An 11983-nucleotide genomic window follows, 5' to 3' on the forward strand; every position below is an offset into this window, starting at 1 on the left:
GTATTTTATTTATGTGATATACTTTTATTGAAATCGGTTACATCATTACTGAATAGGAGGGTAAGATGGCAGATACAATAAAAGTAAAAAAGTCAGTAGTTAAGTCACCCTTTTGGGTACGTTACCGTTCCTTGATTGCTGATGAAGCTATAAATTATCAATGGAAAATAATGAATAATGAGAATAATACAGATGAAGCAGAAAGAAGTTATGCTCTAAGAAATTTTAGAATTGCTGCAAATCTAGAGAAAGGCCATCATTATGGAATGGTTTTTCAAGATACAGATGTATATAAATGGTTAGAGACAGTAGCTTACATTCTGAAGTATGAGAAAAATGAAGATTTAAAAAAACGTGCTGATAAAGTAGTTAAGCTAATTGGTAAAGCTCAAGAATCAGATGGTTATCTATCAACCTATTATCAAATTGAAAAACCAGATTTAAAGTTCAAACAACTTCAACAATCTCATGAATTATATTGCATGGGGCATTATATTGAAGCAGGCGTTGCTTATTATAAATCAACTAAAAATAAGCAAGCTTTAGATATAGCGGAAAAAATGGCAGTTTTTATTTATAACTACTTTCTTTCCATCAATCATAGCTATCAGTACGATGGTCATCCGGAAATTGAACAAGCATTAGTTAAATTATATAGTTGTACTAAAAAAGATAAATATTTAAATCTAGCAAGACATTTTGTAAGTATCAGAGGAAAAAATACAAACTTCTTTGAAAAACAGAATAAGGAAAACAATATTGAAGATGATCCTTTTCCCGAAATGAGAAGAGCAAATAAAAATTATTTTTTTGATAGTGTCCCTTTAAAGTATCAGAAATTAAATGGAGCACATGCAGTTAGAGCTTTATATTTTTTGAGTGGAGCAGCAGGAGTTGCTAGATTAAAGAACGATAAAATATTAGAGTCTGAAGTTTTAAAACTATGGAACGAGATTATCCACAAACAAATGTTTATCACAGGAAATGTTGGACAAACATCTAATGGAGAAGCCTTTACTCAAGATTATGATCTACCAAACTTAACGAATTATGGTGAGACTTGTGCTTCCGTAGCAATGATATTGTTAGCTCGTGAATTAGAAGAAAATAATTATAGGGCTGAATTTGGCGAAATTTTAGAAAAAGAATTATATAACGGAGCGCTTTCTGGGATTGGATTAAATGGTAAAAACTATTTTTATTCAAATCCTATGGAGACAAAAGATAATCATCTTAAAAAAGGTTTTAGTAGAGAGCGGAGACAAAAGTGGTTTTCTTGTGCTTGCTGCCCAACCAATATTACAAGACTTATTGCATCTTTAGATAAATATATTTATGTAGTGAAAGATAGAACAATTATATTAGATCAATTGATTGCAAATGAAACAGAGTTTAGTCATGATATCCACATAAATGTCTTGTCTTCCTTACCTTGGGGAAATAGAGTCAAAATCCGTATCTTAAATCCTCAACAAATTAAATTGCATTTTAAGGTTCGTCTGCCTGAATGGAGTGATAGCAATGAGATAAATGTTATAGGTAATGACTCGCTTAGCAATATTGAAAATAATATTTTAGACGTTTCGTTCGCACAAGATCTAAAAATAGAAATAAATTTAGATAATCAGATTCACTTTGTAAAAGCTAATCCTAAAGTGAGAAATGATGTTGGAAAAGTTGCTATTCAAAAAGGTCCATTAATTTATTGTCAGGAAAGAGCGGACAATATAGGGGAATATGAAAATTATATTATCCCCAAGAATTGTGAAGTTAAAACATATTTTCGAAATGATGAATTAAATGGCGTAGAAAAGATTGATATTTTAAATGCAAAATATCAACAATGGACATCTTTGTACTCATATAATTCAATTAAAACCAATAAAAAAGTTTTAACATTAATTCCTTATTATGCATGGGCTAATCGAATGCCGAGATCAATGACAGTTTGGATGGAGAGTGAATAAGTAATGGAAACAATAAATCTAGAAAACAAAAAAGGAAAAGTTACAATAAGTAAATATTTGCAAGGTCAATTTAGTGAACACTTAGGGTCTGGGATTTATGGAGGAATTTGGGTAGGAAAAGATAGTTCAATTCCTAATATTCGCGGAATAAGAAGTGATGTTGTTGAAGCATTAAAGAATTTACATATTCCAGTTTTGAGATGGCCAGGAGGTTTCTTTTCAGATATTTATCATTGGAGAGATGGAGTTGGTTCTATTAGATATCCAATAATTAATACCAGTTGGGGAAATGATTTAGAAAGTAATGAATTCGGAACTGATGAATTTTTTGATTTTTGTCAGCAAATTGGCGCAGAGCCTTATTTAAATATTAATATGTCAAGTGGTACTATACACGAAATGACAGATTGGCTTGAATATATAACTAGTCCAGTAGGAAAAATGGCTGATTTAAGGAAGAAAAATGGACATGAAGAACCATGGAAATTAAAATTTATTGGAATTGGGAATGAAGAATGGGGAGAAGATGGTCATATGAGACCAGAGTTTTATGCAGACTTATATAGGTTATGGCAAACTTTTGCTCATCAATATGATCCAACTCAACCTCCTTTATTTAAAGTGGCATGTGGACCCAATATTGATGATTTTAATTGGACAAATGTGGTTATGGAAAATGCAAACGAATTTATGGATGGATTAAGTTTACATCATTACGGTTTGACCGATCTGTGGGACAAAAAAGGATATGCTACTGATTTTGAACCAAAAGAGTGGGACTCATTACTATATAGTATTAGAAAAATGGATTATTTTATTCATGAACACGGTCTTAGGATGGCGAAATATGATCCAACTCATCGTATAAAACTTATTGTAGATGAATGGGGAGATTGGTTACATAATGAGCCACATACTAATCCCGCTTATCTTTATCAACAAAACACTATACGAGATGCGGTCATGGCTGCGACAACATTAAATATTTTTGCTAAACATGCGGAACTAGTTGGAATGGCTAATATTGCTCAGACTGTGAATGTTTTGCAGTCTATGATTTTAACAAAAAAGGATCAGATGATTTTAACACCAACATATTATGTATTTGATATGTATAAATATCATCAAAACGCCAAGCGAATTGCTGCATATAATGATAACGGTGACCCACTTACATATACTGTGTCTGAAAAAGATAATAAATATATTATTTCTGTATGTAATACTTCGCAAACTGAAAAGAATACAATCAAATTTATTTTTAAAGATGAATTAGGAGGTATTCTGTATCATAAGAGACTACATGCAGATAAGAATGACGCACATAATTCTTTTAATAACCCAAATAATATACAGTTAATGGAGTATGGCGATTATCAAATCACTAAAAATACAATAACTTTACCGTTGAAAGATAAAGATATTGTAACTGTTATCCTAAATAAATAAAAACCAGATAAACATACATCTGGAAAAAAGATATCAAAAAATCCTATTAAATCAAGAGTTGATTCAATAGGATTTTTATTTTGATTAAAGGCTATAATGTATTAAAAATAGACTTTAGTCTCAGATACATTGTTATATTCTTTTGGATAAACAAATAAGAAGCTTTTTGGCTTCATTTAAATTGTTTGCATTCGCAGGCACACATAAAACATCATCCGAACTAGACGAAAGTTTTGATAATATAGGAATTTTGTCAGCTTGGATTCCATAAATTTTGTTGTGTTTAATAAATAAATACTGTTTGTCGATTCTTTTAGCAAATAACTTCTTAGGTATAGGTTTAAGATTTTTAGTATTAGCATTTAGATATTTAAATCCACGTTTATTAATTATCAATATATCAACTTGTTTAGCGGATATCATACTTCGCAATTTAATTTCGTTACTAATTTTTTTACTGGATCCTACAGTTACCTCAGATGTTTTGCGTCCTTGATTATAATTAATCTTCAGTATTTTATTTAATTCTCCCTGGATTGAAGAGACCTCATAAGTATTAGGAGGATCAGAAGTATATGCAGCAATATTTAATACTGAATGATCTTTCATAATTGTGGTACTTATAAAAAATGTAAGGATAGCTACGATAAAAAGAGTAACTCCAAGTTCAAATTTATATGCAAAAAAAATATATTTAAGTTTACTTTTAAGGCTTTTTCTAGTAGAAAGCTCCTTTTTTAAAGTAGGTTTCATGCAAAAACCTCCATTCAAATACAATATATATCCAGTTTAACTCAAATTTGAAAGGTATACAATTTAAAATGGAGATTATATATTAGGCAAATAAAAATAAATTTTTCAAATTATCAAAATATATAAAACAAATTATAAAAAGTGATTGACAAACCACAATACAAATACCATACTATATGTGTAAACAATGAAAGCACTTACAACGTAACATTGAATTTGTTTATTATTTATTAGGAGGACAAAATGAAGAGCTGGAAAAAGCTTATAATAGGAGGATTGGCAATTGTTGCTGCTTCAATGTCATTAACTGGCTGTGGTAACAAGAGCTCTGAACCTACTAAGACATCAGATGGAAAAACTATTGTTAATTATTGGACCTTTACAGCTATCCACACAAAATATTGGAAAGAAGCTGCAAAGCTATGGAATAAGGAACATCCAAAGCAACAGATAAAGCTTAAGACTACGGTTCTTCCATTTGCAAACGAAAACGAAAAATTGACTACTGCTTTACAAGGTGGTACTGGAGCCCCAGATATGGTTGATGTTGAAATTGGTCAAGCTGCAACACAACTAAAAGAAAAAAATCCACCATATCTTTCATTAAATAAAGAGATAAAGCCTTATAAAAATGAGCTGATTCAGACTAGATTAGATAATTATAAGAAAGATGGCAAATATTACGGGCTTGATTATCACGTGGGTACATTTGTTACTTATTACAATACTGAACTTTTAAAGAAGGCAGGAGTTGATTACAAAAATATTAAGACTTGGGATGACTTCACTAAAGCGGGGAAACAAGTTAAAGCTAAGACTGGCAAGTATATGACTACATTTTCACCAAATGCAAACTTTCAGTGGTATGCAATGATTTCACAACAACATGCTGACTTATTTAATAAATCATTAACCAAACCAGATGTTAACAATGCTGCAGCTGTAAGATCTTTGCAAATGGCACAAGATTGGATTTACAAAGATAAAATCGCTCGTAAATCACCAGGTGCTCCCGGTCAAGATAATGATCAATATTTTGCTTTTATGAATAAAGGAAATGTTGCTTCAATTACGATGCCTGCCTGGTATATGAGCAGAATGGTAACCTACATGCCTAAATTAAAAGGTAAGATTGCTTTAGCACCAATGCCAGTATTCAAAAAGGGTGACCGTACTTCTGCTGATGGTGGTGGTACTGCTACTATGGTTACCAACCAAGTACCTAAAGAATCTCAAGAGTTAGTTAAGAAGTTTGTTGTTTTTGGTAAAGCTAACAAGCAAATGGCTATAAAACAATGGACAATGTTAGGATTTGATCCAATTCGTAAAGATGTCTGGAACTCTCCAGAATTAAGATCAAAGAATAAATACACTGATTACTTTGGTACTAATATCTTTGATACTTTGGTTCAATTACAAAATCAAACCGGCCACGTAACAACTACTAATAAGAATTCACCAGTAATTAATGATTATCTATTAAGATATACTATTCCTAATGTTATTGGTAAGGGTAAACCTTCAGCAAAGACAAGCTTGAATGAAGCACAAAAAGCGTTGCTGAAAAAGTTTAAGAGTGAAAATTAATATTAGAAATAATGGAACTAAATAATTAATAATCTTTGGTTCCATTATTTTATTTAATAATACAAGGAGTGAGTGTTATGGATTCAACGGGTCCTGAAATAATGACTAAGCCAAAAAGAAAAATAAATTGGCAAAAAGTGGCACCATATTTGTTTGTTTCTCCATTTATCATCGCTTTCTTACTTTTCTCAGTTTACCCATTTGTATCGGCTATTAAGATGAGTTTTGAACAAGTAAACGGAATAGCAGGATCTACATGGATCGGCTTAAGAAATTATAAACAATTATTTGGTTTAAATGAATTTTATGCTGCCTTATGGAATGTATTTCGTTATACAATTTGGACATTGCTGATTTTAATTCCATTACCAATGCTGGTAGCGTTTGTTATTAATAGAAAGGGTACGCCACTAAAAGGATTTTTTAAATCAGTATATTTCGCTCCAGTTTTAACATCGACTGTAATTGCAGGTTTAATTTTTAGATATGCGTTTAGTGATGATAAGACAGGAGTATTTAACCAGTGGTTATCAGTATTTCATTTAGGACCATTTGATTGGCTAGAAAACGCACATACTGCTATGTTCGCTTTGGTTATTATCGCAGTTTGGCGTTGGATTGGTGTAAATACTATTTACTTTCTTTCTGGGTTACAAGGTATTTCACCTGATATATATGAAGCGGCTGATATGGATGGTGCCAATGGTTGGCAGAAATTCCGCTATATTACTATACCAATGTTAAAGCCTATTACTATTTATGTTTTAACTATTTCAATTCAAGCTGGATTTTCACTATTCAATGAATCATATGTTTATTGGGGAGCCGAATCTCCAAATAACATTGGTACTACGTTAGTAACCTTGATCTATAAGACCGCATTTACAGATGGAAACTTTGGCTTATCTTGTGCTGTTGGTGTCGCATTGTTCATCATTGTTACTGTAGTAAATGCCATTCAGACTAAATTAATGGGATTATATGATAATTAGAGGAGGCTAAAAGATTATGCATAGTATTAAAAGACAAAAAATTATTAATAATAGTTTGGCCTTTATCTTTTTAGGACTTATTGCAATTGCTGTTTTAATTCCATTCTATTTTATGTTAGTTTCATCATTTAAGAATGTTGCTCAAATCTTCTCAAATGGATTAAATGTTAACATTGATTTTTCTAAGATGAATCTGGATAACTATAAAGCCCTATGGACTAATAGAAATGGTATTTATTGGTTATGGTATAGAAATTCGTTAATAATTACAATTGTTCAAACCATTTTAGTACTAGTGTTAACGTCTATGGTTGGATATGGATTAGCAATGTATCGCTTTAAGGGAAGAAATTTAATTTTTATAGTTGTTTTAATTATGATGATGTTCCCTGGGGATGTATTAACTATTCCTCTTTATTACTTGATTACTAAATTGGGATTACTAAATACTTATGCCGGAGTAATTCTGCCGGGTGTTGTTCCTGCTGGTACTATCTTCTTTTTTAGACAATTTTGTATGGGGTTAGCACCAGATTATGCTGAATCTGCACGTTTAGATGGATGCGGAGAATTTAGAATATTTTGGAATATTTATGTACCACTTATGAAGCCAGCGTTTGGAGCAATGACAATTTTAACAACTATGGGTGCATGGAATTCATTTTTGTGGCCATTGATTGTTATGAAGTCAGATACAAACTTTGTTATTCCCGCTGGTTTGCTTTCAGCAATGACGCCATATGGTAATAATTATCAATTATTATTTGCAGGTTCAGTAATGTCAATTGTGCCTATCATGTTAATTTTTATATTTAATCAAAAGGCATTTCAAGATGGATTTGTTGTTGGTGGCGTAAAAGGATAAAGATATGAATAAAAATCACAGAAATTTAATTTATGTAGGAATCCAAATTGCATGGAGAGTTATATTAGGTAATATTTTCTTTCTGTCAAGCAACATTTTCTTAATACTATTAAGTTGGAATTTAAAATTCAAAATAATTACTTTACCGCTGTATGTACTTTGTTCCGTAACTTTATTCCCCTCTTTGGTTGCACTGTTTAACTATCTTCGAAATAGTAGAGTTGAAGATAAAGTAATTTTAGGAATGAAAACTTATTTCAAGTATTTTAAAGAAGTATTTAAAGTTGGATGCTTAGAAAGCTTAATTTATGAAGCTGTATTTTGGTTTCTGTGTATAGATATAATTTCCGCTAACAAATTTATGAAAAATGGACAATTATTTTTACCCTTGTTAACTTTATTAATTGTTTTAACATTGGTTCATTTGTTTTGGACTGTTATGCTTAAATGATATTTTTATTTAAAGATAAAAGAGGGATTTATTTATTAAACTAAATTATTAATATCAAAGCCTTTAATTTCTTTAGAAATGGTTCTTTTAATATTCATCAATTATTTTAGTTTTAAATTATTTGCAAGCTATGTAATTCTATTTTTTATTCCATTAACTACATATATTCTCTGGAGACGAACTAAAAAAGAATTTATACAATTAAAGAAAGAGGCAATTATTAGATGATAAAGAAGCGATGAAGATCTAAATTATTAAGTTTTCATCGCTTTTTTTTGGAGGAATTTATGAAACCAAAACCTATTGTTGAAAAGAGAGCCGATCCATGGGTAATTTATCATGAAGGATATTATTACTTTTGTGGATCAGTACCTGGTTACCAAGTAATTGAATTAAGAAGAGCTAAAACGTTAAACGAATTACAGAGTGCAGAAACAGTAAATATCTGGCAGGCACATAAAACTGGTCCAATGAGTAAATTAATTTGGGCGCCAGAACTACACTATATTAATAAAAAATGGTATATATATTTTGCTGCTTCAGATGATGAAAACATTCGGGATAAAGATCATCACCATAATATTTTTGTGTTAGAGGGGATAGGGGAAAATCCTTTAACAGCAGAATGGACTGAAAAAGGTCAAGTAAAGACCCATCAGAATAGTTTTTCATTAGACGCGACTGTTTTTGAGAATAATGGAGAGTTGTATATGTGTTGGGCCCAATTGGAGCCAGCTATTCATAATAATTCCAATTTATATCTAGCTAAAATGTATAATCCTTGGACTTTATCTGGAAAAGAATTGTTATTATCAATTCCAGAATATGATTGGGAAATGCGAGGATTTAGTGTCAATGAAGGTCCAGCTGTAATCATTCACGATGATAAAATAATTATTACTTATTCTGCTAGTGCGACAGATGAAAATTATGCTATGGGAATGCTTTGGGCAGAAAAAAGCAATGATCTATTAGATGGTTTTTCATGGCATAAAACTAAAGAACCAGTGTTTAAAAGTTGTGAAGAAAACAAATTATGGGGACCTGGTCATAATAGTTTTACTAAAGTAAAAGATAGGGATGTTTTAATCTATCATGCAAGACCATATACTCAAATAAGTGGTGATCCGCTCGATAACCCAGACCGACACGCCTATGCGAAATATTTTAGATGGAATAAGGATGGACTGCCTGATTTTGGACAACCTGGAGATAGTGAAGAAATTAATTGAGGTATAAGAATGAAAGCAAAATTAGTAGTAGATAAATTCTCACCGATTAGTAAAATTGATCCGAGAATATATGGCGGATTTATCGAACATCTGGGAAGGGCGGTTTATGAAGGAATTTATCAACCAAATAGCAAATATGCAGATAAAGATGGTTTTAATACACAAGTAATCGAATTAGTAAAAAAATTGAATGTACCAATTATAAGATATCCAGGAGGAAACTTTGTGTCAGGCTTTAATTGGGAAGATTCAGTTGGACCTAAAGACGATCGACCTGTCAGATTAGATCTAGCATGGCGAAGCATAGAGACAAATCAATTTGGGATGCATGAATTTGAAAAGTGGATTAAAAAGATAAATTCTCACACTATGATGGCCGTAAATATGGGCACACGTGGTCTGGATGCAGCAAGACACTTAGTAGAATATTGTAATTTTCCTAAGGGAACAGCTTATAGCGACTGGAGAATTAAGAATGGTGCAAAAGAGCCGTTCAATATAAAAACTTGGTGCGTCGGAAATGAAATGGATGGCTCTTGGCAAATCGGACATAAAACTGCAGATGAATATGGGAAACAAGTAAACGAAACTTCTAAGGCGATGAAACTAGTAGACAGTTCAATTGAAACGATTGCCTGTGGAAGTTCAGCCCTTGATATGCCAACATTTGGTGAGTGGGAGAATACTGTTTTAAATAGAAGTTATGAAAATATAGATTATCTTTCCTTGCATAGATATTACGGCAACGAGGATAATGATACTCCGAATTATTTAGCTAAAAGTAAAGATTTAGACGAATTTATTGCTGGTGTAATCGCAATTTGTGATGCTGTAAAGGCTCGAAAGCATAGTAAGAAACAAGTTAATTTATCTTTAGATGAATGGAATATTTGGTATCATTCAAAGCAAAAAGATGAAGAAAATCAGCCTTGGCAAAAGAGTCCACATTTACTAGAGGATATTTATAATTTCGAAGATGCTTTATTAATCGGCTCGCTATTGATCACTATTTTAAAACATTCTGATCGTGTGAAAATTGCTTGCCTGGCTCAATTGGTGAATGTAATCGCTCCTATCATGACAAAAAATGATGGAGAGGCATGGATACAGCCAATTTTTTATCCTTTTATGCAAGTTTCAAATTATGGAAGAGGAACTGTTTTAACTCCAATTGAATATAGTCCAACCTATTCAAGTAAAGACTTTGAAAGAGTCCCTTATCTTGAGAGTATTGCAGTTGTAAATGAAGAGAAAAATGAAGTAATTATTTTTGCTGTCAATAAGTCTTTAAACGAAGATATGGAATTGAAGATTCTAAGTGATGGTTTCGATTTTGACAGAGTAATTGAAGCAACTGAATTTGAAGGATATGCTCTCAAGCAAACAAATGAAAATGGACAAATGCATATAAGAGCTAATAATCGTATTGAAAATGGACAGCAAACTACAACTATTAATTTAAAGCCAGCATCTTGGAATATGATTCGAATCAAACTAAGTTAGGTGGAAAAATGGATATAGAAGTTAAAAAGTATGGACAAAAAGATGCACAAGATCTTTACGAAATTTCTTTGAGTAATGATAATGGCATGAAAGCTACAATATTGAATTACGGTGCAACCCTCGAAAAAGTAGAAATTCCTACTCAAAACAATTTGGAAAATATAATTATGTCTTTACCTCATCCATCAGATTATTCTAAAGAAAGAAATTTTTTAGGAGGTATTGTCGGAAGAGTAGCTGGAAGAATAAAGAATGGTGTATGGACACATGGAAATATAATAAATCATTTTCCAAAAAATGATGGAGAAAATTCCTTACATGGTGGAGAGAGTATTGACGAACGAGTTTGGGCTTTTCAACCAATGATTGAAAAAGATAAAGTTAGAATAACTTTAACTATTTTTGACCCAGATGGAACAAATGGCTATCCTGGAAATTTATTAATTCATGTTACTTATAGTTTAGATAATAAGAATAATTTAAGATGTCAAATTAATGCTGAGTGCGATCAAACTACTTTATTTAATCCAACTAATCACACTTATTTTAGATTAGACGGTCCTGATTCAAAAATTGATGATTTAGAACTTAAATTAAATGCAGATTACTATGTTCCAGTCGATGATAACACGATGCCCACTTGTCAAATGAAACCAGCAGCTGGAACACTATGGGATTTTAAGAAATCTAGAAAATTAGGAGAAGTAATTCATAGTCAAGAACATGAAATAACTATAAGAAATGGCCTGGATCATCCATTTATTCTAAATGGGAGGTCTCCTGCAGCTATTTTATTATCACCTACTAAACATAGAAGAATGATTATGACGACTGATGCACAGTCGTTAGTCATCTTTACTGCAAATACATTCAATCATAAGGGCGTCTCTCGTAATTTAGGAGAGCATGATGGAATTACTCTGGAAGCGCAGTTTTCACCTCAATATGGTGATGATTTAACCCCATTTGTTTTAATACCAGGACATGAATTCTCAAGATATATGAATTGGCAATTTGAGTATTAACTAGCCAAGCATTTGATAAAAAGCTTGGCTCTATCGTTTTTTTATTTTAACTGGAAATAAAGATCCTGTCTCTTATACACATCTGACGCTGCCGACGAAGGCTTTGGTGTTGATCTGGGTGGGGGGCGTGGGATGAAATGGGGGGGGGGGGGGGGGGGG

At 31.8% G+C, this 11983-nt stretch carries 10 protein-coding genes; 9 read left to right on the forward strand and 1 reads right to left on the reverse strand.

Annotation, left to right across the window (positions count from 1 at the left end; all coding sequences use genetic code 11):
• Positions 1 to 65: 65 nt before the first annotated feature.
• A complete protein-coding gene (locus tag Q0Y70_RS07930; protein WP_297819437.1) occupies positions 66 to 1967 on the forward strand; it encodes a glycoside hydrolase family 127 protein in 1902 nt (633 codons plus the stop codon).
• Positions 1968 to 1970: 3 nt separating this feature from the next.
• Positions 1971 to 3416 carry an alpha-N-arabinofuranosidase gene (locus Q0Y70_RS07935; protein WP_297819440.1) on the forward strand — a complete coding sequence of 482 codons (1446 nt, stop codon included), beginning with the start codon at positions 1971 to 1973 and terminating at the stop codon, positions 3414 to 3416.
• A 132-nt stretch (positions 3417 to 3548) separates the two neighbouring features.
• Here the strand turns inward: Q0Y70_RS07935 and Q0Y70_RS07940 are convergent, their stop codons facing one another.
• Positions 3549 to 4169: a hypothetical protein gene (locus Q0Y70_RS07940; RefSeq protein ID WP_297819444.1), complete on the reverse strand. Its 621-nt coding sequence runs from the start codon at positions 4167 to 4169 to the stop codon at positions 3549 to 3551.
• Positions 4170 to 4412: 243 nt separating this feature from the next.
• Here Q0Y70_RS07940 and Q0Y70_RS07945 point away from each other — a divergent pair, with 243 nt between their 5' ends.
• The 7 genes from Q0Y70_RS07945 to Q0Y70_RS07975 all read left to right on the forward strand — a co-directional run bounded on the left by Q0Y70_RS07945 (position 4413) and on the right by Q0Y70_RS07975 (position 11824).
• Complete coding sequence (locus Q0Y70_RS07945) at positions 4413 to 5756, forward strand: ABC transporter substrate-binding protein (protein ID WP_297819447.1); 1344 nt, start codon at positions 4413 to 4415, stop codon at positions 5754 to 5756.
• A 77-nt stretch (positions 5757 to 5833) separates the two neighbouring features.
• Entirely contained in the window at positions 5834 to 6748 is a 915-nt protein-coding gene (locus tag Q0Y70_RS07950; RefSeq protein WP_297819450.1) for a carbohydrate ABC transporter permease, read from the forward strand.
• Between the two features lie 16 nt (positions 6749 to 6764).
• Positions 6765 to 7613 (forward strand): carbohydrate ABC transporter permease, encoded by an 849-nt coding sequence (locus Q0Y70_RS07955; protein ID WP_297819453.1) that lies wholly within the window; start codon positions 6765 to 6767, stop codon positions 7611 to 7613.
• A gap of 4 nt (positions 7614 to 7617) precedes the next feature.
• On the forward strand, positions 7618 to 8064 hold the full coding sequence (locus tag Q0Y70_RS07960; RefSeq protein WP_297819456.1) for a DUF624 domain-containing protein: 447 nt from the start codon (positions 7618 to 7620) through the stop codon (positions 8062 to 8064).
• Between the two features lie 287 nt (positions 8065 to 8351).
• The gene (locus Q0Y70_RS07965; protein ID WP_297819459.1) at positions 8352 to 9296 is read left to right on the forward strand and encodes a family 43 glycosylhydrolase; all 945 of its coding nucleotides are present in this window, start codon (positions 8352 to 8354) and stop codon (positions 9294 to 9296) included.
• Between the two features lie 9 nt (positions 9297 to 9305).
• Positions 9306 to 10799: an alpha-N-arabinofuranosidase gene (locus Q0Y70_RS07970; protein ID WP_297819462.1), complete on the forward strand. Its 1494-nt coding sequence runs from the start codon at positions 9306 to 9308 to the stop codon at positions 10797 to 10799.
• 8 nt (positions 10800 to 10807) lie between these two features.
• The gene (locus Q0Y70_RS07975) at positions 10808 to 11824 is read left to right on the forward strand and encodes an aldose epimerase family protein (RefSeq protein WP_297819465.1); all 1017 of its coding nucleotides are present in this window, start codon (positions 10808 to 10810) and stop codon (positions 11822 to 11824) included.
• The last annotated feature ends 159 nt before the right edge of the window (positions 11825 to 11983 follow it).

Origin of the sequence: uncultured Lactobacillus sp. (assembly GCF_947367085.1) — a bacterium.
Taxonomy (GTDB): domain Bacteria; phylum Bacillota; class Bacilli; order Lactobacillales; family Lactobacillaceae; genus Lactobacillus.

Coding starts and splice junctions, on each gene's coding strand:
- Q0Y70_RS07975 (WP_297819465.1), top strand. CDS start 10,808: ATGGATATAGAAGTTAAAAAGTATGGACAAAAAGATGCACAAGATCTT.
- Q0Y70_RS07955 (WP_297819453.1), top strand. CDS start 6,765: ATGCATAGTATTAAAAGACAAAAAATTATTAATAATAGTTTGGCCTTT.
- Q0Y70_RS07945 (WP_297819447.1), top strand. CDS start 4,413: ATGAAGAGCTGGAAAAAGCTTATAATAGGAGGATTGGCAATTGTTGCT.
- Q0Y70_RS07960 (WP_297819456.1), top strand. CDS start 7,618: ATGAATAAAAATCACAGAAATTTAATTTATGTAGGAATCCAAATTGCA.
- Q0Y70_RS07935 (WP_297819440.1), top strand. CDS start 1,971: ATGGAAACAATAAATCTAGAAAACAAAAAAGGAAAAGTTACAATAAGT.
- Q0Y70_RS07950 (WP_297819450.1), top strand. CDS start 5,834: ATGGATTCAACGGGTCCTGAAATAATGACTAAGCCAAAAAGAAAAATA.
- Q0Y70_RS07940 (WP_297819444.1), bottom strand. CDS start 4,169: ATGAAACCTACTTTAAAAAAGGAGCTTTCTACTAGAAAAAGCCTTAAA.
- Q0Y70_RS07965 (WP_297819459.1), top strand. CDS start 8,352: ATGAAACCAAAACCTATTGTTGAAAAGAGAGCCGATCCATGGGTAATT.
- Q0Y70_RS07930 (WP_297819437.1), top strand. CDS start 66: ATGGCAGATACAATAAAAGTAAAAAAGTCAGTAGTTAAGTCACCCTTT.
- Q0Y70_RS07970 (WP_297819462.1), top strand. CDS start 9,306: ATGAAAGCAAAATTAGTAGTAGATAAATTCTCACCGATTAGTAAAATT.